Source organism: Bradyrhizobium sp. MI1.10, from assembly GCF_055811035.1.
Genome location: NZ_JBVVPN010000001.1, coordinates 98,654 through 121,579 on the forward strand (window position 1 = coordinate 98,654; position 22,926 = coordinate 121,579).

The 22,926-nt window shown below is 62.6% G+C and carries 15 protein-coding genes and 1 pseudogene; 7 read left to right on the forward strand and 9 right to left on the reverse strand.

Features of this window, described 5'->3' with window-relative positions; genetic code table 11:
• Positions 1–78: 78 nt before the first annotated feature.
• Genes AC0L3K_RS00460 through AC0L3K_RS00470 form a run of 3 tightly spaced genes read right to left on the reverse strand, consistent with a single transcriptional unit; the run spans position 79 to position 5,883 of the window.
• Positions 79–3,174 (reverse strand): efflux RND transporter permease subunit, encoded by a 3,096-nt coding sequence (locus AC0L3K_RS00460; RefSeq protein WP_473365360.1) that lies wholly within the window; start codon positions 3,172–3,174, stop codon positions 79–81.
• Positions 3,175–3,183: 9 nt separating this feature from the next.
• A complete protein-coding gene (locus tag AC0L3K_RS00465; RefSeq protein ID WP_473365361.1) occupies positions 3,184–4,308 on the reverse strand; it encodes an efflux RND transporter periplasmic adaptor subunit in 1,125 nt (374 codons plus the stop codon).
• Positions 4,309–4,326: 18 nt separating this feature from the next.
• Positions 4,327–5,883: an efflux transporter outer membrane subunit gene (locus AC0L3K_RS00470; protein ID WP_473365362.1), complete on the reverse strand. Its 1,557-nt coding sequence runs from the start codon at positions 5,881–5,883 to the stop codon at positions 4,327–4,329.
• Positions 5,884–6,084: 201 nt separating this feature from the next.
• Between AC0L3K_RS00470 and AC0L3K_RS00475 the strand changes: the two genes are divergently transcribed.
• A complete protein-coding gene (locus AC0L3K_RS00475; protein WP_473365363.1) occupies positions 6,085–6,723 on the forward strand; it encodes a TetR/AcrR family transcriptional regulator in 639 nt (212 codons plus the stop codon).
• A 979-nt stretch (positions 6,724–7,702) separates the two neighbouring features.
• Here AC0L3K_RS00475 and urtA read toward each other — a convergent pair.
• Positions 7,703–8,962 (reverse strand): urea ABC transporter substrate-binding protein, encoded by a 1,260-nt coding sequence (gene urtA / locus AC0L3K_RS00480; RefSeq protein ID WP_018455941.1) that lies wholly within the window; start codon positions 8,960–8,962, stop codon positions 7,703–7,705.
• Positions 8,963–9,128: 166 nt separating this feature from the next.
• Here urtA and AC0L3K_RS00485 point away from each other — a divergent pair, with 166 nt between their 5' ends.
• Entirely contained in the window at positions 9,129–12,500 is a 3,372-nt protein-coding gene (locus AC0L3K_RS00485) for a hybrid sensor histidine kinase/response regulator (protein ID WP_473365364.1), read from the forward strand.
• The gene (locus tag AC0L3K_RS00490; RefSeq protein ID WP_007598081.1) at positions 12,484–13,413 is read left to right on the forward strand and encodes a response regulator; all 930 of its coding nucleotides are present in this window, start codon (positions 12,484–12,486) and stop codon (positions 13,411–13,413) included. The genes AC0L3K_RS00485 and AC0L3K_RS00490 overlap by 17 nt, the downstream gene beginning before the upstream one ends.
• A 183-nt stretch (positions 13,414–13,596) precedes the next feature.
• Here the strand turns inward: AC0L3K_RS00490 and AC0L3K_RS00495 are convergent.
• Positions 13,597–15,098 (reverse strand): annotated as a pseudogene (locus tag AC0L3K_RS00495) (flavin-containing monooxygenase).
• A 125-nt stretch (positions 15,099–15,223) separates the two neighbouring features.
• Positions 15,224–15,982, reverse strand: a complete 759-nt coding sequence (locus AC0L3K_RS00500; RefSeq protein ID WP_007598083.1) for a S1 family peptidase — start codon at positions 15,980–15,982, stop codon at positions 15,224–15,226.
• 111 nt (positions 15,983–16,093) lie between these two features.
• Between AC0L3K_RS00500 and AC0L3K_RS00505 the strand changes: the two genes are divergently transcribed.
• A complete protein-coding gene (locus AC0L3K_RS00505) occupies positions 16,094–16,729 on the forward strand; it encodes an HAD-IA family hydrolase (RefSeq protein WP_354200202.1) in 636 nt (211 codons plus the stop codon).
• A gap of 108 nt (positions 16,730–16,837) precedes the next feature.
• On the opposite strand, the gene mtnA is transcribed toward AC0L3K_RS00505, so the two are convergent.
• The 3 genes from mtnA to AC0L3K_RS00520 all read right to left on the reverse strand — a co-directional run bounded on the left by mtnA (position 16,838) and on the right by AC0L3K_RS00520 (position 19,238).
• The gene (gene mtnA, locus AC0L3K_RS00510; protein ID WP_354200203.1) at positions 16,838–17,947 is read right to left on the reverse strand and encodes an S-methyl-5-thioribose-1-phosphate isomerase; all 1,110 of its coding nucleotides are present in this window, start codon (positions 17,945–17,947) and stop codon (positions 16,838–16,840) included.
• A gap of 18 nt (positions 17,948–17,965) precedes the next feature.
• Positions 17,966–18,841 (reverse strand): S-methyl-5'-thioadenosine phosphorylase, encoded by an 876-nt coding sequence (locus tag AC0L3K_RS00515; RefSeq protein ID WP_007598086.1) that lies wholly within the window; start codon positions 18,839–18,841, stop codon positions 17,966–17,968.
• Positions 18,842–18,965: 124 nt separating this feature from the next.
• Positions 18,966–19,238: a phosphopantetheine-binding protein gene (locus tag AC0L3K_RS00520; protein ID WP_007598087.1), complete on the reverse strand. Its 273-nt coding sequence runs from the start codon at positions 19,236–19,238 to the stop codon at positions 18,966–18,968.
• A gap of 355 nt (positions 19,239–19,593) precedes the next feature.
• On the opposite strand from AC0L3K_RS00520, the gene AC0L3K_RS00525 reads away from it, so the two are divergent.
• The 3 genes from AC0L3K_RS00525 to AC0L3K_RS00535 all read left to right on the forward strand — a co-directional run bounded on the left by AC0L3K_RS00525 (position 19,594) and on the right by AC0L3K_RS00535 (position 22,769).
• Positions 19,594–20,811 (forward strand): acyl-CoA dehydrogenase family protein, encoded by a 1,218-nt coding sequence (locus tag AC0L3K_RS00525; protein WP_354200204.1) that lies wholly within the window; start codon positions 19,594–19,596, stop codon positions 20,809–20,811.
• Between the two features lie 64 nt (positions 20,812–20,875).
• Positions 20,876–21,856: an amino acid--[acyl-carrier-protein] ligase gene (locus AC0L3K_RS00530; protein WP_007598089.1), complete on the forward strand. Its 981-nt coding sequence runs from the start codon at positions 20,876–20,878 to the stop codon at positions 21,854–21,856.
• Positions 21,857–21,893: 37 nt separating this feature from the next.
• On the forward strand, positions 21,894–22,769 hold the full coding sequence (locus AC0L3K_RS00535; protein ID WP_473365365.1) for an acyl-CoA acyltransferase: 876 nt from the start codon (positions 21,894–21,896) through the stop codon (positions 22,767–22,769).
• The last annotated feature ends 157 nt before the right edge of the window (positions 22,770–22,926 follow it).

Below are 22,926 nucleotides of genomic sequence, written 5' to 3' on the forward strand. Positions count from 1 at the left end.
TGATAATTGCACAGAGCAGCTTGAAGGTTGGCAATAAAGCGAAGAACCAAACAGTTTCCGATTCAGCCCAAGGCAATTTCACGGCCCGTTGATGCCGACTCCGGTCGGATCGAGCTTTACCGCGTCATCGCCTGTTGCCGCGGAATGGTCGGCCGCAAGCAAAATGTAGAACGCCGGCACCACGAACAGGGTGAACAACGTTCCAATCGAAAGTCCGGAGGCAATCACCAGCCCCATGTTGAAGCGCGACGCTGCGCCTGCGCCGGATGCGGTGAGCAGCGGCATCACGCCGATCACCATGGCCGCCGTCGTCATCAGGATCGGGCGCAGCCGGATCGCGGTCGCTTCGATCACCGCATCGCGCTTGGAGCGGCCGGCATGTTGCAGCTCGTTGGCGAACTCGACGATGAGAATGCCGTGCTTGCTGATCAGTCCCATCAGCGTCACGAGGCCGACCTCGGTGTAGATGTTCAGGCTGGCGCCCTTGATGCCGAGCATGATGAAGACCAGTGCTCCCGCGATCGACATCGGCACCGAGACCAGGATGATCAGGGGATCGCGGAAGCTCTCGAACTGCGCCGACAGCGCCAGGAAGATGATGATCAGGGCAAAAGCGAAGGTCGTGGCGAAACCGGACGATTCCTGGATGAACTGCCGTGACTGACCGCCATAATCGATGGTGTAGCCCTTGGGGAGGGTCCGGTCTGCGATCTCCTTCAGCGTCGCGAGCGCTTCTCCGGTGATCACACCCGGCATGGCCACGCCAGAAATGGTGGCGGCATTGACCTGCTGGAAGTGATTCAGCGATTGCGGGACCGTGGTCGTTTTCAGCGACGCCACCGTCGACAGCGGAACGGCCGTGCCGTCGGAGGTCTTGATGTAATAGTCGAGCACCTGATCCGCATTCAGCCGCTGGCGCTGTTCGACCTGGGGGATGACCTTGTAGGAGCGGCCGTCCAGGCCGAAATAGTTGACATACCCGCCGCCCAGCATGGCGCCGAGCGCACCGCCGACATCGCTGAGCTTCAGCCCGAGCTGCGCGGTCTTTTCGCGGTCGATCAGCACCGAAGTCTGCGGCTGGTCCACCTTCAGGTCATTGTCGAGGAAGATGAACTTGCCGCTCTTCAACGCCTCCGCAGTGAATGCTTTCGCTATTCCATCGAGGCGGTCGAACGGGTCGGTGGTCTGGATCACGAATTGGATCGGAAGCCCGCTCGCTCCCGGCAGTGGCGGTAGTTGGAACGCGACAATCTTGGCTCCGGCAACCTCCGCCATCTCCTGCTGGAGCACTGGCTGCAACTCGGCTGCGGTCTTGTCGCGCTTGTCCCAGGGCTTGAGCACCCAGCCTGCGATCGAGCTCCCGACCAGATCGAGCTGGAACACCGCAGCGGTTTCGGCGTGGGCTGAAATGCGCCGGTAGACTTCGGCGGAATACAGCAGCTTCTGCTGAAGTGTGGCGTTCGGAGCGAGCGTGGATTGCATCAGGATGGCGCCCTGATCCTCTTCCGGCGCCAGTTCATTCTTGGAATTGGTGTAGAGCCAATAGATGCTGCTCAAGATCAAGGCGGCAAAGACCACCGTGACCGGGATCGTCGTCAGGCTCGATTCGAGCAACCGCCGGTAGCGGTGTTGCAACCACTCCATGCGGGCGTCGATGAACCCGACGATCCGATCGTTCAGCGTCGGCTTCCCGGTGTTCGGCGGCTTGAGAATGAACGCGCAGCACATCGGTGTGAGCGTCAGCGCGATGATGGCCGACACCGCGACTGCGCCGGCGAGTGTAAAGGCGAACTCGGTGAAGAGCGCGCCGGTCAAGCCGCCCTGGAATCCGATCGGCACGTAGACCGCGATCAGCACGACCGTCATGGCCAGGATCGGGCCCGACAGTTCCCGCGCGGCCATGATCGCCGCCTGCAACGGCTTCGTGCCCTCGGCCAGATGCCGGTTGACGTTCTCGACGACGATGATGGCGTCATCGACCACGAGGCCGATCGCCAGTACCAAGGCCAGCAGCGTCAGGAGGTTGATCGAGAAGCCGAGCGTCAGCAGCAGGGTGAAGGTACCGATCAGCGACAGCGGAATTGCGATCACGGGAATCAGCACCGACCGCCACGAGCCGAGGAACAGGAAGACCACCACGGTGACGATCAGAAGCGCCTCGACCAGGGTATGGATCACCTCGTCGATCGAGCTGTTCACGAAGTCGGTGGAGTCGTAGATGATCTCGGAATTCATTCCCTCGGGCTGCTGCGCCTTGATGTCGGGATAGACGGCCCGGACGCCTTTGATGACGTCGAGCAGGTTGGCGTTTGGCGCAACCTGGATGCCGATGTAGACCGCGCGCTTTCCGTTGAAGCCGACCGAGGAGTCGTAATCTTCCGAGCCCAGGGTGACGTTCGCCACGTCGGACAATTTGACATTGGAGGAGCCCGCCTGCTTGACGACGAGGTCGCGAAATTCCTGAAGAGATTTCAGGTTCGTGGCCGCGGTCAGGTTGACCTGCACCATCTGGCCTTTGGTGGTGCCGAGCCCGGCGATGTAGTCGTTGCTCGACAGCGCGGTCGATACGTCGGATGCGGTCAGCCCGTAGGCCGCAAGCTTGATCGGATCGAGCCAGGCACGCAGCGCGAAGGTCTTGTTGCCGAGCAGCTCCGCGGTCTGCACGCCCGTCACGGCCTGCAGCTTGGGCTGCACCACGCGGATCAGATAGTCGGTGACCTGGTTCGGCGCCAGCGCGTCGCTGCTGAAGCCGAGATACATGGCGTCGATGGTCTGGCCGACCTTGACGGTCAGAACTGGCTGCTGGACGCCGCTCGGAAGCTGGTTGAGGACCGAATTGACCTTGGTGTTGATCTCGGTGAGCGCCTTGCCGGAATCGAAGTTCAGCCGCAGGTTGACCGTGATGGTCGAGGTGCCGGACTGGCTGGTCGACGCCATGTAGTCGATGCCGTTGGCCTGAGCGATGGCGTTTTCCAGCGGCGTGGTGATGAAGCCGGCAACGATCGCAGAATCCGCGCCGTAGTACGTCGTCGTCACCGTGACGATCGCGTTCTGTGTGCGCGGATATTGCAGGATCGGCAGCGACGTCATCGACTTCAGGCCCAGCACAAGGATCATCAGGCTAACGACGATCGCAAGCACCGGCCGACGAATGAAGATGTCGGTAAAGGACACGTTTTTATCTCACTGATCGACGGGTGACGGATTTGGATCGTTCGGCAGGGTGACAGAATTATCGATCTTCAGCAGGGTGCCGTTCCGCAGCTTGATCTGGCCGGCCGTGACCACGGTCGCGTCCTGATCGAGTCCCGAGACCACCGCCACCTGATCGCCGCGGCTGGCGCCGGTCTTGACGAAGGTCTGGCGAGCGACCAATCCCTGCTTGCCTGACGCGTCGCTCTTGACCGCGAGAAAGACGGACTCGCCGTACGTGTTGTAGACGATCGCGGTCTGCGGCAGCGTGAGGTAGCTGGTGGGACGCCCGACCCGCACGTCGATCCGCGCGAACATGCCGGGCAGGAGCTTGCGGTCCGCATTGTCGAAAAGCGCGCGGACCTGAACGTTGCGGCTGGTTTGATCGACCTTGGAGTTGAAGGCCTGCACGATGCCCCTGAAACTCCGGTCCGGAAACGCGTCGACGCGCGCCAGAACCTCTTGCCCGACCGTGACCTGATCGATCGCCTGCTGCGGCAACGTGAAGTCGACGAAGAGGCGGTCGAGGGCTTGCAGCGTGACGATGGTGGTGCCGGCCGTCAGATATTGGCCGACATCGACCTGACGTACACCGAGACGTCCCGCAAACGGCGCCCGCAGCGTCTTTTGATCCACCAGCGCCCGCTGCTGGGCCACCAATGCGAGCGCGTTGCGCTCGTTGACGGCGTCGCCGTCGACCGTTGCCTGACTGACTGCATTGATCTTCAGCTGCCCCTGATCGCGCCGCAACGTGATGCCGTAGCCGTCGGCCGTGGCCTGCAGCGATTGCAGCTTGGCGACGTCGTCCTCCTTGCGCAGCTCGAGCAGAGCGTCGCCGACGTCGACGTCCTTGCCGGACTCGAAATGAATGCTGTCGACGATGCCGGGCTGCTGCAGGGAGAGATCTGCGCCGTTGACCGCGCGGAACGTGCCGATTGCCGTCAGCGTGGATTGCCAGTCGCTGGACTTGACCGTGGTCGTCGAGACCGTCTGCGGAGGATCCGCCAGCGAGGCCATGGCCTGCTTGATCATGCCGGCGCGGAAATTGACGAACCAGGCAAGGGCGGCAAATACCGCTCCGATGACACACAACATGATGATCATGCGTTTGAACATGGCGTCGGGACTTTCGCTTTAGTTGGCTGACGGAGCCGGCTGCGGCGGCAATGCGCCCGCGGGTACGAATATCGCGGCAACGCCGGCGGGCCTCACCTCGGCGGCGGGTGATTCATCGATCCGGTTCCACCAGCCGCCACCGAGCGCCTGGTACAGCGCAACGGTGTCCGCATAGCGCGAAGCTTGGGCCTTGACGCGATTGATCCGCGCGTTCAGCAGCGTCTGTTCGGCGTTGATGACGGAGATGAACGTCGTCGAACCGGCCTTGAATTGAGCCTGGGACATCTTGAGGCTTTCGGCGGCGGTTTTTTCCGCCTCGACCTGGGCCTTCAGGAGGTCGGCATCCGATTGAATCGCGCGGAGCGCGTCGGCGACATTCTGGAATGCGGTGATGACGGTCGAGCGATATTTCGCGCCGAACTGCTCCAACGCCGCGACTTTGGATTCCTTGGTGTGAAACAGATTTCCGGCGTCGAAAATCGGTCCGGTGACACCGGCCGCCACGCTCCAGGCGGCGGATTGCGGGCCGTAAAGACCCGACAATGCGAGTGCTGAGCTTCCGCCGGAGGCCGACAACGTGACGTTCGGAAGCATGTTGGCGACGGCCACGCCGACGTTTGCGCTGGCCTGATGCACCTGGCTTTCGGCGGCCTGGATATCCGGCCGCTGACGCACCAGCAAGGAAGGGACGCTGACCGGCAGGTCGCGCGGCAGGCGCAAGTTCGACAGTGGGACCGCTTCCCCCCTGTCCTGGCTCGGCAGACGGCCGAGATAAGCCATCAACTGGTTGCGATTCTGCGCGCGCAATTTCTGCAAGGGCGGCAGGGTCGCGACCGTCTGCGCAAGCTGGGCCTTCTGGGTCAGGACGTCGGCATTTGAAACGGCACCTAGCGCGAACTGCTGTTCGAGCAATGCCACCAACTGGCGCTGTCCATCGATCTGTTCTTCGGTGACGCGAATCTGATCCGCGTACGAGGCGTCACTGATCGCGGTCGTGACGACGTTGGCCGTCAAGGTCAGATAGGTCGCCTCGAGCTGAAAGCGCTGATAGTCGGCATAGGCAAGATCAGCCTCGATTCCGCGCGCCTTGCCGCCGAAGATGTCGGGCGTGAAAGAAATGGGAACGGACGTTTTGTAGAGAGTGAACAAGGACGACGGTCCGGTCCGTCCGGATTCAGCCAAGGGCGTCTGACTGCGGGTTACGCTATCGCTTCCGGTGATGGACGGCAGCAGCGCGCTCATGTCGGCCGCGGCGACCTCGCGTGCCTGGCGCAGCGCCGCCTGCGCTGCCGTGATATCTGGATGATTGTCGATCGCTTCCCTGACGAAGGCTTCGATCCGTCGCGAGCGAAACACCTTCCACCAGATCCCCGGCACGTCGGCGCCTCCGACGAACCCTTGCGCCGTTCCGCCGGGCCCATCCGCGCCAGCTGCTGCGGACAATCGGCCGGCCGTATACCCGCCCACCGCCGGCGCTGGCGAAACGAAATCAGGACCCACCGCGCAACCTCCCAGGGCGAGGGCATGCGCAAGGGGTATTAAAACACCACTCTTTAACCATCTTCGGTAAGTCATTGAGGCCCGCTCAGAACTGTACAGTTCAGTACTTGACTGCGGACGACAGGATTGTCAACGGTACTAGACCGTTCAGTTTTTCGTTATCGAAGCAGGGACAATTCTGATCGCTGCCATCTGTTCTTTTGTCTCAGTTGATGACAGTTCGAGATGTTGCGGGTTTCCCCCTGGGAAGCGCGCTGCGAGGCAAGGAGATCCGCTTTGATCGAAACCACCGAACACCCAGCTCACGAAAAAGAGGGTTCACACGCCGGCCGCAAGGTCGACCTCGTCAGCCGCGCGGCGTGGGAGCTCTTCCTCGATCAAGGGTTTTCCGCAACCAGCATGGACGCCATTGCGAAAGCCGCCGGCGTTTCCAAGGCCACGCTCTATGCCTATTTCCCGAGTAAGGAGGCGTTGTTTGCGTCCTTGATCGTCGCGGAGTGCGAGAGCCTGCAAGGCGACTTGCCGGTGCCGAAATTGTCCGCGGGCCTATCCGAGGCGCTGCGGGAGTTTGCCAGGCAATACCTCAACAGCTTCATCCATCGAAAGGACGTCGCTTTCGTCCGCATCATCGCCAACGAGAGTGGACGGTTTCCCTTGCTCGCCCGGCTTTTTTACGAGAGCGGACCCGAAGCGACCACCCAGCGGCTTTCCATATTTCTCGACGAAGCCAGGGCCAAGAAACTGGTAAATTTTGACGATCCGGTGGAGGCAGCCAGACAGTTTCTGTCATTGGTGCGCGGCGAACTGCCGCTGCGAGTTGTGTTGGGCCTCAACGATATCACCGAGCAAGAGATCGAGCAGGAAATCGAGACCGGGCTTAAGTTCTTCCTGAAAGCGTGTCAGCATCGTGCCTGAAGGGTGAGCAAACGTAGTGAAAGCAAGCAAGGGCCGGTGCCATCCCGCCCTAAATTGCATTTGCGCACCTCTACTTTGTACTGAAGGTATGAGCCTCGTACTCATCGAACAGAATATAGTATCGCCTTCAGCCTGACGGGGCGCGCGTATGTGATGTCAATCGGCCGCATCGCGCACCTAATGGAAGCAGGACGCTGGCCTGCGTGTTTGAATGGTACAAAACCTTTTTCACATCTATCTCGGGGCAGATTGGCAATTCAAGGCATGGCACGCGCGCGAACAAGCCGGACCTTCGTGTCGGAAGGTGTATCCGTGAATAGCCTACCAGACGCAGCTAGCGAAAAATGGAATGATCAGGCGATCATGGCGCCACCATTCTGTAACCGTACCTTCACTAGAGTGAGCTCTCACTCCATCAACTCCGCGAGTGGAGGTAGTAGTCGATTCCGCGCGGCACCGGCACGGCCTATCGAAGGAGATTTGGCCCGCCCAGAGCAAGACAGTCGCCGTAACCTGCGGCTTCCGTAACGCTGCGCCGGGCGATCGTCCTTTTTTGTTTCTACCATGTATCCTCCGCAGCCGTCGACAGCGATATGAGAGCGAACTGTGAGGTCTGGCCGGCCCTACCATTGCATACGCAGGCACTTTGATTGATGTGCAACGCGGCCGCCTTTCCCCTATGTACTCGAAAACCCGATGCATCTGCTATTCGAGAGAAATCCGGCGAACAGCGCCGGCGCATCTGAACGTTCCATCCCGGAAGCGCGAGCTGATCGAGAGGTTTGAGTCATGCAACTGAGAATTAACGGTGAGATCATCGAGCTGAGCGGCGACTACGCGGACGGGATGCTGCTCTGGGGGCGGGGGGCGGGGGCCCCCCGGGGGGGTCTTGGGCGTGGATTTGCGGTCCACGCCAGGGAGAGGGTTTGCCTGAGAGGGAAACGGCGGCGAACGCCGTGACTGACTGGTAGCTCTGGTCTTACTGGTAACCCTTGGGGAACGGATCCGGCTCGACCAGATCGGCGGTCTCGTAGATCAGCTCGAACTGGCCATCGAGCTTGGCGCGCCCCACCCGGGTCTTCGACCAGAGGTGATGATTTTCGTGGATGCGCACATAGCCTTCCGGAGCGCCCTTGAACTCGATGCCTGGCGATGCCGCCGCGATCTTGTCGATGTCGAAGGAGCCCGCCTTCTCCACTGTCAACTTCCACAGCCACGGGCCGAGATAGGCAGCCTGGGTGACGTCTCCGATCACGGTCTTCTCGCCCCACATCTTCTTGAACGCGGGCACGAAGGTCTTGTTGTTGGGATTGTCGAGCGACTGGAAGTACTTCATGCAGGCATAGGCGCCCGCAATGTTCTCGCCGCCGATGCCGTCGATCTCGTCTTCAGTCACCGAGATCGTCAGCAGCGCCTGCTTGGAGAGATCGATGCCCGCGGCCTTGAGCTGCTTGTAGAACGCAACGTTCGAACCGCCGACGACGTCGGTGAAGATCACGTCGGGCTTGGTCAGCTTGATCTTGTTGATGACCGAATTGAATTGGGTATTGCCGAGCGGATAATACTCTTCGCCGACGACCTTGCCCTTCAGCACGTTCTCGACATGCTTGCGCGCGATCTTGTTCGAGGTGCGCGGCCAGATGTAGTCGGAGCCGATGAAGAAGAACGACTTCGCACCCTTCTCCTTGGCGATCCAATTCAGGCCGGCGAGGATCTGCTGAGTGGCTTCCTGGCCGGTGTAGATCACGTTCTTGGACTGCTCGAGACCTTCATAGAAGGTCGGGTAATAGAGCATGCCGTTGTACTGCTCCATGACCGGCAGCACGGCCTTGCGGGACGCCGAGGTCCAGCAGCCCATGATCGCCGCGACCTTGTCGTTGACCAGCAATTTCTTGGCCTTTTCGGCAAAGGTCGGCCAATCGCTGGCGCCGTCTTCCTGGATGAACTTGATCTTGCGCCCGAGCACGCCGCCCATGGCATTGATCTGCTCGATGGCGAGCTTTTCGGCTTCGATCGAGCCGGTCTCGGAGATCGCCATGGTGCCGGTCGCCGAATGCAGGATGCCGACCGTCACCTCGGTGTCGGTGACCGCGAGACCCGTGGTATTGACCGCCGAGGTCGCCGGGGCCTGCGCAAAAGATGCTCGCGGTAGCATGGTGATGGCCGGCACGGCCGCCATTCCCATCAATAATTTGCGCCGGAGCGGCGATAACAGGCCCTTGTTCGCTTCGTCTGACATGAGCACCCCACTGTTGTTCGAGGACACGCGATTGGTGCCGTGAGGATGGCTCGAATTTGTGCACTGCAAGCATACGCAAGATCGCGTATACTGCACCGCAAAATGACGACGTAGGCTTTTGGTACAGGTTTTGCGAGGGATGCGGGAATTCGGGAGTGGGGGTTAAGTGGCAGGGCGGCAGCGGATAGATCGCGTCAGGCGCCAGTACAACCAATGGGTCGCCAACCAGACGCTGGAAGACTACGCGCTGCGCTTCACCGCCAAGAGCGCGCGCCGGTGGTCCGCCGCCCGCGTCGCCAACACCGCACTGGGCGCCATCTCCTTTCTCGCTCTGGAGGCGATCGGCGGCACCATCACCCTGAACTACGGCGTGACCAACGCCACCGCCGCGATCCTCGTCGTCTCCGCCATCATCTTCTGCTGCGGCGTTCCGATTGCCTATTATGCCGCCAAATGCGGCATCGACATTGACCTGCTCACCCGCGGCGCCGGCTTTGGTTATATCGGCTCGACCGTCACCTCGCTCATCTACGCCTCCTTCACCTTCATCTTCTTCGCGATCGAAGCGGTGATCCTGGCCACGGCGCTCGAGATGTGCTTCGGCATTCCGCGCCCGATCGGCTATCTCATCAGCGCCGTCGCGATCATCCCGCTTGTCACCTACGGCATCACGCTGATCAGCCGCTTCCAGCTCTGGACGCAACCGATCTGGATCATCCTGCACATCCTGCCCTTCGCGGCGATCGCCTGGGCCAATCCTTACTCGTTCACGGAGTGGCGCAAATTCGCCGGCGAGCACGGCGACCCCAGCGGACATTTCGATCTGCTGCTGTTCGGTGTCGCATCTTCCGTGGTGTTTTCGCTGGTGGCCCAGATCGGCGAGCAGGTCGACTTCCTCAGGTTCCTGCCGCGCGACCGCCGCACCTCGCGAACGTCGTGGTGGGCCGCCCTGCTGATCGCGGGCCCCGGCTGGATCATCTTCGGCGCGCTGAAATTGCTGCTGGGCTCGTTTCTCGCCTTCTTCGCGCTGAGCCACGGTCTCTCCAGCGAGCTGGCGGCCGAGCCGGCGCACATGTATCTCGAAGCGTTTCGCTACGTGCTGTCGCAGCCGGACATGGCCCTGGCACTCACCGGCGCGTTCGTGATCCTGTCGCAGCTCAAGATCAACGTCACCAACGCCTATGCAGGCTCGATCGCCTGGTCGAACTTCTTCTCGCGTCTGACACATAGCCATCCCGGCCGGGTCGTCTGGCTGGTGTTCAACGTGATGGTGGCGCTGCTGCTGATGGAGATCGGCGTCTACAAGGCCTTGGAGCAGACGCTCGCGCTCTATTCCAATGTCGCGATCGCCTGGGTCGGCGCGCTGGTGTCCGATCTCGTGGTCAACAAGCCGCTCGGCCTGCGCCCACCGCAGATGGAGTTCAAGCGCGCCCATCTCTACGACATCAACCCGGTCGGCGTCGGCGCGATGACGATCGCGACCATCGTCTCGATCGCGGCATTCTACGGCCTGTTCGGCTCGACCATGAAAGCGCTCGCGGCCTTCGTCGCGCTGACGGTCGCCTTCGTCACTGCGCCCGTCATCGCCTGGCTCACCGACGGTAAATACTACATCGCGCGCAAGCCGAAGCGGAGCTGGGCCAATATCGAATCGATCCAGTGCTGCATCTGCGAGCACCATTTCGAGCCGGAGGACATGACCTCCTGTCCTGCCTATGCCGGCCCGATCTGCTCGCTATGCTGCTCGCTCGACGCGCGCTGCCATGATTTGTGCAAACCGCATGCGCGGGCGCAGGTGCAGTTCGCCGACGCGCTCGCCAGGATCCTGCCGCAGTCGATCTATCAGCGGATCAATTCGCAGTTCGGCCACTACATCGGTGTGTTCGTGGTCTCCGCGGGCCTCGTCGCGCTGGTGCTGGGGCTGATCTACCTCCAGACCTCGGTCAGCGTGCCAGGCGAGAACATGCTCGTCTCCCACGTGCTCTGGAAGGTGTTCTTCTCGCTCAGCATCATCATCGGGGTCGTGGCTTGGCTGTTCGTGCTGGCGCAGCAGAGCCGACGGGCCGCCGAGGCCGAGACCCGGCGCCAGACCACGCTGCTGATCCAGGAGATCGATGCCCACAAGCGCACCGACGCAGAGCTCCAGCGCGCCAAGGAAATCGCCGAATCCGCCAACCTCGCCAAGAGCCGCTACGTGGTCGGCCTGAGCCACGAGCTGCGCTCGCCGCTCAACGCGATCAGCGGCTATGCCCAACTCCTGGAGCAGGACACCACGCTCAACACCAAGCCGCGCGACCAGGTCCGCGTCGTCCGCCGCAGCGCCGATCACCTCTCCGGCCTGATCGACGGCATTCTGGACATCTCCAAGATCGAGGCGGGGCGGCTGTACCTGTCGCGCGACGAGGTGCGCTTGACCGAATTCCTCGACCAGCTCGTCGGCATGTTCCGCCTTCAGGCCGCCGCCAAGAGCATCGACTTCGTGTTCAGGCGTCCGGCGCATTTACCGATCGTGGTCTATGCCGACGAAAAGCGGCTGCGCCAAGTGCTGATCAATCTGCTGTCCAACGCGATCAAATTCACCCAGACCGGCAGTGTGCAGTTCGTGGTGCACTATCGCAGCCCGGTCGCGGAGTTCGAGGTGATCGACACCGGCCCCGGCATCCAGGGCGACGATCTCGAACGCATTTTCGCACCGTTCGAGCGCGGCGCGCTCGGTGTCTCGCAGCCACAGACCGGCACCGGACTGGGCTTGACCATCAGCCGGCTGCTCGCCGGCGTCATGGGCGGCGACATCAAGGTCTTGAGCACGGTCGGCAGCGGCAGCACGTTCAAGGTCAAGATGCTGCTCTCGGAAGTCACCAATCCGCAGCGCATTGCGCCGGTGGAGGCCCCGATCTCCGGCTATCACGGCACGCGCAAGACCATCCTCATTACCGACGACGATCCCGTGCATCGCGACCTCCTGCGTGAGGTATTGACACCACTCGGCTTCATCCTGCTCAGCGCGCCCGACGGACCTGGTTGCCTGGCACTGGCCCAGCACTGCCGGCCCGATCTGTTCCTGCTCGACATCTCCATGCCTGGCATGGATGGCTGGACGGTCGCGGAGACGCTACGCGCCAGCGGCCACCATCAGGCGCGGATCCTGATGGTGTCTGCCAGCGCGCTCGAGGCCCACGGCACACCGCTGGCACAGCCTTTCCACGATGGTTATCTGATGAAGCCGATCGACATTCCCAGGCTTTTGGAAAGCATCCGCCAGCTTCTGAAGATCGAATGGCAATACGGCTCGGAGGAGATCGCCGTGCCGCTGTGGCGGCCCGAAAGCGGCTCGCGGCCGCCTGTCCAACACATCGAGGCGCTGATCGGGCTTGGTCAGATCGGCTACGTCAAGGCTATCCAGTTGAAGCTGGACGAGATCGGCAGCGAGCACCCTGAACATGCCGACTTCGTCGCGGAAATGCGGTCGCTGATCGACCGCTTCGATCTCGACCAGTACATGGCCACATTGAAGACGTTGCATGCGTATGAGCACTGAGTCGAAAAAGCGCGACGTCGCGCTCGTTGTCGACGACTCCCCGGAGACGCTGCGGCTGCTCACCGACGCGCTCGACAGCGCCGGGATGACGGTGATGGTGGCGCTCGACGGCGCGGCCGCAATGCGCATCGTCGACCAGATCACGCCTGACATCGTGCTGCTCGACGCGGTGATGCCGGGCATGGACGGGTTCGAGACCTGCCGCCGCCTCAAGCGTGATGCGGGCCTTGCCAATGTCCCGGTGATCTTCATGACGGGGCTCGCCGAGACCGAGCACATCGTGCGCGGGCTGGAGGCCGGCGGCGTCGACTACGTGACGAAGCCGATCGTGATCGAGGAGATGCTGGCGCGCATCCGCGTTCATCTCGGCAATGCGCGGCTGACGCAAAGCGCACGCGCTGCGCTCGACGTCTCGGGCCGATTCCTGTTCGCGGTCAACCGCCAGGGCAAATTATTGTGGGCGACCCCGCAGGCGCAGAAGCTGCTGGCGGACCACCACGGCGCGCAGGCCGACGACGATTTCGTCCTGCCGGTATCATTGCTGCAATGGCTGGAGCAGGCCAAGGGCAAGGGCAGCTCGAAGTCTCAGGCCGCGTCCCTGCCCGACAATCCTCAACTCCGGTTGTACTACATGGGCGAGACCGCGCCGAACGAGTTCCTGCTGCGGCTGTCCAGGGAGTCCGGCACCGCGCCGCCACCCGAATTCACCAGCGAGCTTGGCCTCACCACCCGCGAAGGCGAGGTGCTGGCCTGGCTCAGCAAGGGCAAGACCAACCGCGACATCGCGCAGATCTTGGGCTTGAGCCCGCGCACGGTCGACAAGCATCTCGAGCAGATCTACTCCAAGCTTGGGGTCGAGAACCGGACTGCGGCTGCGGCGATTGCAACGAATGCAACAAGAAGGAATTCCTGACCCCCCACCGCCGTCGTCCTGGACAAGCGCAGCGAAGCGGAGCGCCGATCCAGGACCCATTACCACGGTACGTCGTATGGCGAAGACTCTTGATGACAAGCTCGCGCCGCAACTTCTCCCTGGGGTGATGGTCCTGGCTTTCGCCAGGACGACGGAGAAGTTTGTAGCGTCGCCTGCCGCGCCTCACCCGTACACGAACTCCCCGCCATCCAGATCCGTCTTCGGGATCTCGTCCTTTTCGGTCCAGTAATCCTGGCTGTGCTGCCATTCCGGTTTGTCGCCGCGCTTGGGCAGCAGGTCCATGTTGCGCATCATGTAGCCGGGGTTGAAGTTTTCCGGATCGATCCAGGGCAGGATCGGCATGTTGTGGTCTTCGGCGCGCAACTTGACCTCGACCTTCTTCTTGCCTTTGGACTTCATGTGACCGAGCAGGCGGCAGACGAAGTCGGCGACGAGGTCGACGCGCAGCGTCCAGCTGGCGCGGAAATAGCCGAACACCCAGACCATGTTCGGCACGCCCGTGAACATCATGCCGCGATAGGTGACGGTGTCGCCGAAAGCGAGCGGCTTGCCGTCGATCTCGAAGGCGATGTCGCCGAGCGCCGCGAGATTGAAGCCGGTCGCGGTGACGATGATGTCAGCTTCCAGCAGCTTGCCGGATTTGAGCTGGATACCGTTCTCGACGAAACATTCGATCTCGTCGGTGACGACAGACGCCTTGCCGCTGGCGATGCCCTTGAACAGATCGGCATCGGGCACGAAGGCGATGCGCTGCCGCCAGGGCCGGTAGCTCGGCGTGAAATGTGTGTCGACATCGTACTCCGGACCGAGCACCGCGCTGATCTGCCCGATCAGCTCTTGCTTCACCTGCTCGGGTTTTGACAAGCAAAGCTTGGTGAACGCGTCCTGCTCGAACAGGATCTTGCGGCGGACGATCTCGTGGATCCAGGCCTCGTCGATCTGAAGCCGGCGCAGCTCCTCCGCGATCTCGATGGCGTTGCGCCCGAGACGGAAATAGGTGGGCGACCGCTGCAGCATTGTGACATGCGCGCATTTGTCGGCGATATTCGGCACCAGCGTCGCCGCCGTCGCGCCGGAGCCGATCACGACGACCTTCTTGTTCGCGAGGTCGATATCATCGGCCAGGTCTGCGGATGAACGATTCGGCCCTTGAAGCGATCCGTGCCCTTCCATTCCGGCGTATAGCCTTCCGAATGGCGGTAATAGCCTTGGCACATCCAGAGGAAGTTCGCCGTGAAAGTTTTCGGCTCGCCGGTGTCGATCGTCACCGCCTCGATGGTCCAGAGGTTCTGTTCGCTCGACCAGCTCGCCGAATTGATCTTGTGCTTGTAGCGGATATGCCGCGCGATATCGTTTTCGTCGATCACCTCCTTCATGTAGGCGAGGATTTCGTCGGCGGTCGCGATCGGCGGCCCGACCCAGGGCTTGAAGCTATAACCGAAGGTGTGGAGGTCGCTGTCCGAACGAATTCCGGGATAGCGGTGCGTGGTCCATGTGCCGCCGAACGTCGCCTGCGTTTCCAGGATGACGAAGCTCGCACCCGGAAGCTGCTTGGTCATGTGATAGGCGCTACCGATACCCGAGATACCGGCACCGACGATCAGCACGTCGAAATGTTCAGAAGCTTGTTTGGCCGTGGCGTGACTGCGAACAGCGACATTCATTGTTGCTTCTATGCCTTGCTTGTTTTTGTGCCCGCCCTTGATTGGGCGGCGCGTTTCCTCCGCGACGGACGTGGTTGCCCATCGCGCTTCCGCTTCAAGATGACATAGATCAGGGCGCGGTCAAATCACAGCGCCGCACCCCAGATCCGCGCGGTCTGCAAGATCCAGTCGCGATAGAGCGTGAGCGGCGTGACGCCGGTCAGCCCGCCGCAGCCGGCGGCTCCGTTCGGCCCCGTGGACCAACTGATGACGCCGACGAGCACGGCTCCGGTCGGCTTGTCCTCGAACACGGGACCGCCGGAATCACCGGTGCAAGCCCCAATTCCGTCGCGAACACCGTTGGTTACGGGGTCGACCAGCCTGATCTGGAGCGTGCCGGGCTGCCCCGTCGCGACGAGGCCGGCAACACGCGTCGCGCCGCCACTCTTGCCGTCGCCACGCACGGTGACGCCAATACCGGCGATGACGAAGCGGCTGCCGACCTGGATCGGAATATTCGGCGCACCGACCGGCACCGTCGATTTTCCCTTGAGTGGAATTTCCAATTGCAGAAGCGCCAGGTCGGCGGTAGCGCGATGCGCTTGCATCGCCTGCATGTTGAAATTCGGATGGATCGCGACGGTGCGGACATTCAGCAGCTGCGGCTGCCCGTCGGTGCCGCGATCGACGATCTTGTAGTCCGCGCCGGGCTGCACGCAGTGGGCAACGGTGAGCACCAGCTTTGGCGCAACCAGGGTGCCGGTACAGAAATTACCGCGCGAGCCGACGATCGTGACGACGGCGCGCGCGACGCCATCGGCCTGCGGCGTGCCGCCGCCAACGATGGCATAGGCGGGCGTGGCGAGCAGCAGCGCGGTTGCGATGATGGTTACAAGCTTTTTCATGGGAACACGCTTTGGTATCGGCATCGCTGACGGCGGTGGGATGGCTTCGGACTGGCCCTTGCCGATAGCGCATGCTAGCGCTCTTGGAAAGGAATTGACGAGGGCGGGATCTTGACGATCGAGGCTGTGATCTTTGATTTTGGCGGCGTGCTGACGAGTTCGCCGTTTGAGGCGTTCACGCGGTTCGAGACAGAGCGTGGCCTGCCCATCGACATCATCCGGCGCACCAACGCCGCCAATCATCTGGAAAACGCATGGGCCAAGTTCGAGCGCGCCGAGGTCGACATCGACACGTTCGATCATTTGTTCGCGACGGAATCACTGGCGCTCGGCGCAGAGGTGCGCGGCCGCGATGTGCTCCCGCTGCTTCAGGGGGATCTGCGCCCCGAGATGGTCGAAGCGCTGAAGCGCATCAAGGCGCAATTCAAGACCGGCTGCATTACCAACAATCTGCCGGCCAATGCGATCGGCAGCATGACCGGGCGCTCACTCTATGTCGCCGAGGTGATGGTGCTGTTTGATCATGTGATCGAGTCCGCCAAGATCGGCCTGCGCAAGCCTGACCCGCGCATCTATCAGCTGATGGTCGAAATGCTGAAGGTCGATCCGAAGAATTGCGTCTATCTCGACGATCTCGGCGTCAATCTGAAGCCGGCACGCGAGATGGGCATGACGACGATCAAGGTGACCAGCGGCGCCCAGGCGATCGCCGAGCTCGAGGCCGCGACGGGATTGAAGCTGAGCTAGGCGGTGAACCGTAGGGTGGGCAAAGCGAAGCGTGCCCACCAAAGCTCGCGTGGCCCGGAATGAATATGGTGGGCACGGCGCGATGCGCCTTTGCCCACCCTACGAAAGCTACTCCGCCGTGGCTGCGATCCGCTCCGGAAACGCCGCGGCAAGTGACGCACGATCGGCTTTCAACACGCCTCGCTCGGTGATGAGGCCGGTGACGAGCCGCGCCGGGGTGACGTCGAAGGCATAATTCGCGACCGGCGAGCCCTCCGGCACGATGCGCACCGTCTCAAGTCTTCCGTCTGCAGTGCGGCCGGTCATGTCGGTGACTTCCGTGCCGCTGCGCTGCTCGATCGGGATGTCGCGGATGCCGTCATCGACGGCGAAGTCGATCGTCGGCGACGGCAGCGCGACATAGAACGGCACGTTATTGTCGTGCGCGGCGAGCGCCTTCAAATATGTGCCGATCTTGTTGCAGACGTCGCCATTGGCAGCAACGCGATCGGTGCCGACGATGGCGAGATCGACCATGCCGTGCTGCATCAGATGCCCGCCGGTGTTGTCCGGAATCACCGTATGCGCCACGCCGTGATGGCCGAGCTCCCAGGCCGTGAGCGAGGCGCCCTGGTTGCGCGGACGCGTCTCGTCGACCCAGACATGGACCTTGATGCCGCGCTCATGCGCCAGATAGATCGGCGCTGTCGCCGTGCCCCAGTCGACGGTCGCAAGCCAGCCGGCGTTGCAATGGGTCAGCACATTGACGGTCTCGCCCGACTTCTTTTTTGCGACGATCGCCTCGATGAGTTTCAGGCCATTGCCGGCGATGCCGCGGTTGATCTCGACGTCCTGCTCGGCGATCTCGTCGGCGCGCGCATAGGCAGCTTCGGCGCGCTCCAGCGGATCGATCGGCGCGAGGCTCGCGCGCATCTCGTCCAGGGCCCATTTAAGATTGATCGCCGTCGGCCGCGCCACCACGAGCGTGTCGTAGGCGCGCTTCAGCCCGGCGTCGGAAGCATCCTCGCGCATCGCCAGCGCCATGCCGTAAGCTGCGGTCGCGCCGATCAGTGGCGCACCGCGCACCAGCATGTCGCGGATGGCGACGGCCGCGTCCTCGCATGAGGTCAGCTTCGCAACGATGAACTCATGCGGCAGCCGGCGCTGGTCGATCGCGCCGACCGACCAGCCGTCGCGCTCACGCCAGATGCTGCGGAAATGCTTGCCGTCGACCTTCATGGCATTCTGCCTTTCGTATCACGTTCGCAGGATGCGCCCGGCCACCGCATCGAGCTTCTTCAGGAGCTCGGGATCGCGCGCCTCGGGCGCGGTGATCAGCGCGGTATCGAGCGCGCGGTCCGAGCCGATCGGGCACGGCTCATGCTCGCGCGGGAAGTCTTTCGCCAGCCGCGCCACCAGCGCTTTTGCCTTGTCGGCGTTCGAGCTCAGAACGCGGATGATGTCCTGCACGGTGACGGCGTCGTGATCGGGATGCCAGCAATCGAAATCCGTCACCATCGCAACGGTGGCGTAGCAAAGCTCGGCCTCACGCGCGAGTTTCGCCTCGGGCATGTTGGTCATGCCGATCACGGAATAGCCCAGCGTCTTGTAGGTCATGCTTTCCGCATAGGTCGAGAATTGCGGCCCCTCCATGCAGACATAGGTGCCGCCTCGCGCAAACGCGATGCCCTCGGCTTCGGCCGCCGTGGCAAGATGGATGCGCAGCCGCGGCGAGACCGGGTGCGCCATCGACACATGCGCGACGCATCCCCTCCCGAAGAACGAGCTCTCGCGCTTGTGGGTACGATCGACGAACTGGTCGACGAGAACGAAGGTTCCCGGCGGCAGCTCCTCCCTGAACGAGCCGCAGGCCGACAGCGAGATCAGGTCGGTGACGCCGGCGCGCTTGAGGATGTCGATATTGGCGCGATAATTGATATCGGAGGGCGACAGCCGGTGGCCCTTGTCGTGGCGCGGCAGGAACACGATCGGCAGGCCGGCAATGGAGCCGCGCCGCAGGGGCGCCGACGGCTCGCCCCAGGGGCTCCTGATCACCTCTTCGCGAGCGTCCTCCAGCCCCGGCAGATCGTAGATGCCGGAGCCGCCGATGATGCCCAATACCGCCTGCGCCATGCCTGCTCCACCCCGTTTGCGCCATCGCAATCCCGAGAGGAAGCTATGCCAGTTTTACATCGGTTTTGGAACGGGGGATGGGATCAGGAAGTGCCGTCAGGAGGATGCGCGCCAGCACTCCTGATTATGCCGCGGCCGCCGACTGCAGCTGGGTCGCGACCATGCGCTCCAGCGTCTCGACGGACTGGAAGTTCTCCGGTGTGATCTCGGACTGCGGAATCGTGAAGTCGAACTCGGCTTCGACGCCGAGCATCAGATTGACCATGTCCATCGAGGTCAGGCCGACGTCGACGAGCTTGGCCTGCGGCGCGACCTCAGCGGAGAGCGAGTTCTGGGCGAGGATGCCCTTCACCAGCTTGATGATGCGATTGCGCAATTCGGTATCGAAAGCCTGCATCGGTAAATTCCCATTTGTCGACAAAGGTCGGACCGGTTGCCGGCTACGATGGGCACGGCGGGCCGATCCCGCAATGGACGCCACCATTACTTCGCGTTTCTTAGTAAACGATGACTCAGATTGTCTGGAATTCCGGCTTCTTACAGATCCCTAACGCGACCGCGGAAATCCGGGCGATGCAAACAACCCGAACTTAACTGTTCGTTCGGAATTGGCCTTTGTTTACCCTCTATTTCATCGACGAATTTGAATTAAATCCGTAGCCTCATCTCATAAGCAAAGATGGTCGGAGGATCGCTTGCGGCATCGCGAATGATGCCGGCGATCCTGAACGGCAAACCGGAGGCGGACGAGTATGAACGTGCGTGAAGCAGTCCTCACTGTCGACGAGACGCAGACGAGCTTTCTCGAGCAGGGTCCCTCCCTCATTGAGCGCGCCGCCCGGACCGCCACCGTGGCGGCTGCCGACGCAGACGGGGTCGATCGCGATGCCCGCTTCCCCCACAAGGCTTTCGAGGTTGCGCGTGAGCAGAAGCTGCTCGGCGTCATGATCCCGGTCGAGTTCGGCGGCTTCGGTGCCTCGATCCACGACCTCACCGACGTCTGCTACACGCTCGGACGCGCCTGCGCCTCCACGGCGATGATCTACGCGATGCACACGACAAAGGTCGCCTGCGTCGTCAGGCACGGTCACGGCATTCCCTGGATGGAAACCATGATGCGCCGGGTCGCGCGCGACCAGTGGCTGCTCGCCTCCTCCACCACCGAAGGCCAGAACGGCGGCAACATCCGCGCTAGCGCCGCCGCCGTCGACGTCGCCGGCGACACTGTCTCGCTGCTGCGCGACGCCACCGTGATCTCCTACGGCGCCGAGGCCGACGGCCTCGTGACCATCGCCCGCCGCGCCACAGACGCTTCTGCGTCTGACCAGGTACTGCTGGCGCTCGCCAGGGACGATTATTCGCTGAAGCGGACGCTGGGCTGGGAAACGCTCGGCATGCGCGGCACCTGCTCGACCGGCTTCGAGCTGAAGGTCGACTGCCCGACCGACCGCGTCTTCCCGGAATCCTACGACAAGATCCACGCCCAGACCATGACGCCGTTCGCACATCTGTGCTGGTCCTCGGCCTGGGCTGGTATCGGTGCAGCCGCCGTCACCCGTGCGCAGACCTTCGTTCGCAAGGCCGCCCGCAGCTCAGGCGGACAGATGCCTCCGGCAGCCGCGCATTTCACCGCCGCCAAGATGTCGCTGGCCAAGCTGCGGGCGCTGATATCAGCCAATATCGACGCCTTTGCTCGCGCCGAGCACGACGAACGCGCGCTCGGCTCGCTCGACTTCCAGTCTTCGATTACGCTTCTGAAGGTGCAGGCCTCGGAGCTCGCGGTCGAGACCGTGATGCATGCGATGCGCACCGCAGGCCTTTCCGGCTACCGCAACGACGGTGAGTTCACCATGGGCCGCCACCTGCGCGACGTGCTGTCGTCGCCGATCATGATCAACAACGACCGCATTCTGGCCAATGCCGCGACGTCGACCCTGATGAGCGGCGTGCCGACAAGCCTTCGGGACTGACGAGCTTTCGAGACCGACGTGCCTTCGTTCAATAAGAATAATTTCAGATAGCAGAAAGCCGAACATGAACATTGCTGTTCTCCCCAACTCGCCTGAGACCGCGCCGCAGATCGCGGATCCGCTGGACCATCTCGCCGAGAAGCTGTTCCACCCCATGGGCTCTGACGGCGTCTATGCCCGGACCGCGCTTTATGAAGGCATCGTCGAAAAGCTCGCCGCGCTGATCACGAGCCATCGCGAGGCCGGCACTGAGGTGATGCGCTTCCCGCCGGTGATGAGCCGGTCTCAGCTGGAAAGATCCGGCTACCTCAAGAGCTTTCCGAACCTGCTCGGTTGCGTCTGCGGCCTGCACGGCACCGAGCGCGAGATCAACGCCGCGGTCAGCCGCTTCGATGCCGGCGGCGACTGGACCAGCTCGCTCTCGCCGGCAGACCTCGTGCTGTCGCCGGCGGCCTGCTATCCCGTCTATCCGATCGCGGCGAGCCGCGGCCAGTTGCCGAAGGGTGGCCTGCGCTTCGACGTCGCCGCCGACTGCTTCCGCCGTGAACCGTCAAAACATCTCGACCGGCTGCAATCGTTCCGGATGCGGGAATATGTCTGCATCGGCAGCCCCGATGACGTCGCCGATTTCCGCGAGCGCTGGATGGTGCGGGCGCAGGCGATTGCGACCGATCTCGGTCTCACCTTCCGCGTCGATTACGCGAGCGATCCGTTCTTCGGCCGCGTCGGTCAGATGAAGGCGGTGAGCCAGAAGCAGCAGCAGCTCAAGTTCGAACTGCTGATCCCGCTGCGCTCGGAAGAGCAGCCGACCGCCTGCATGAGCTTCAATTATCACCGCGAGCATTTCGGCACGACCTGGGACATCCAGGACGCCAATGGCGAGCCGGCCCACACCGGCTGCGTCGCTTTCGGCATGGACCGCCTGGCCGTGGCCATGTTCCACACCCACGGCACCGACCCTTCCGCCTGGCCCGCCAAGGTACGGGAGATCATGGGCCTGCAGCCGCAGATCGCGGCCGATGCCCACGGCGAAGGCTGGCGCTAACGGAACGAGGCCGGTCATTTCCACGGGAAAGACGAGCGTGATCCATACCAAGGTCCGATGCCGCGAGATCACCGAGCCCGACGTCGATGCGGTCGCGGACTTGCTGACGCGCGGCTTCGTCGGCCGCTCGCGCAGCTACTGGATCCAGGGCCTGCGCCGGCAAGCCTTCCGACCCGTACCGGACGGCTACCCGCGCTTCGGCTACATGCTCGACAATGATGGTACGCCGGTCGGCGTGCTGTTGCTGATCTATACGGCGCGAAGGGACGGCGACGAGACCGCCATCCAGTGCAATTTGTCGAGCTGGTACGTCGACCCGGCCTACCGCAATTACGCCCCGCTCCTGACCAAGATCGCGCAACGTCACAAGGACGTCACCTATCTCAACATCAGCCCGGCGCCCTGGACCTGGCCGATCATCGAGACGCAGGGCTTTCGCGCCTATTGCCGCGGCATATTCTTTTCCGTCCCTGCGCTGGCGCGCGTCCCACGCTGGAGCAAGATCGAGGTCATCTCGCAGCACGCCAAGACGATCGACGGGCTTTCCGATGCCGAGACCGATCTCTTGACGCGGCATGCGCGCTACAATTGCCTCAGCCTCGTCTGCCGCACGCCGAAAGGAGCGTTCCCCTTCATCCTGCAACCGGTGCGCATCCGCCGTGGCATCATTGCGCCACCCGCGATGAAGGTGATCTACTGCCGCAACGCGGCCGAATACACCGAATGCGCGGGCCGCATCGGCCGGCTGCTGCTGCGGCTCGGCAAGATCGCGGTCGCCGTCGATTCCAACGGCCCGGTTCCCGGCCTCGTCGGCATCTATACCGAGCGTCGCGGCCGCAAATATTTCAAAGGCCCACACCGGCCGCAGCTCGCCGATCTCACGGATACGGAACTCGTGCTGTACGGGCCGTAGGCGCCGTTTGGGCCAGACATTCGATGTCATTCGGGCCTAACGCGCAATTGCGCAGGTCGACCGGCGCGACGCGTGCCTGCACGCCCCTCCACATTCGCACGCATCACTGCGATGCTGGTCACCCTCCGTAAACTACGGCGCTTAAGGGAATTTTCCC

What these genes read in the sequence shown, in the direction of transcription:
- AC0L3K_RS00465 (WP_473365361.1), bottom strand. Translation starts at nt 4,308, where the DNA reads ATGTTCAAACGCATGATCATCATGTTGTGTGTCATCGGAGCGGTATTT.
- AC0L3K_RS00470 (WP_473365362.1), bottom strand. Translation starts at nt 5,883, where the DNA reads ATGACTTACCGAAGATGGTTAAAGAGTGGTGTTTTAATACCCCTTGCG.
- urtA (WP_018455941.1), bottom strand. Translation starts at nt 8,962, where the DNA reads ATGTCAGACGAAGCGAACAAGGGCCTGTTATCGCCGCTCCGGCGCAAA.
- AC0L3K_RS00490 (WP_007598081.1), top strand. Translation starts at nt 12,484, where the DNA reads ATGCGTATGAGCACTGAGTCGAAAAAGCGCGACGTCGCGCTCGTTGTC.
- AC0L3K_RS00500 (WP_007598083.1), bottom strand. Translation starts at nt 15,982, where the DNA reads ATGAAAAAGCTTGTAACCATCATCGCAACCGCGCTGCTGCTCGCCACG.
- mtnA (WP_354200203.1), bottom strand. Translation starts at nt 17,947, where the DNA reads ATGAAGGTCGACGGCAAGCATTTCCGCAGCATCTGGCGTGAGCGCGAC.
- AC0L3K_RS00515 (WP_007598086.1), bottom strand. Translation starts at nt 18,841, where the DNA reads ATGGCGCAGGCGGTATTGGGCATCATCGGCGGCTCCGGCATCTACGAT.
- AC0L3K_RS00520 (WP_007598087.1), bottom strand. Translation starts at nt 19,238, where the DNA reads ATGCAGGCTTTCGATACCGAATTGCGCAATCGCATCATCAAGCTGGTG.
- AC0L3K_RS00525 (WP_354200204.1), top strand. Translation starts at nt 19,594, where the DNA reads ATGAACGTGCGTGAAGCAGTCCTCACTGTCGACGAGACGCAGACGAGC.
- AC0L3K_RS00530 (WP_007598089.1), top strand. Translation starts at nt 20,876, where the DNA reads ATGAACATTGCTGTTCTCCCCAACTCGCCTGAGACCGCGCCGCAGATC.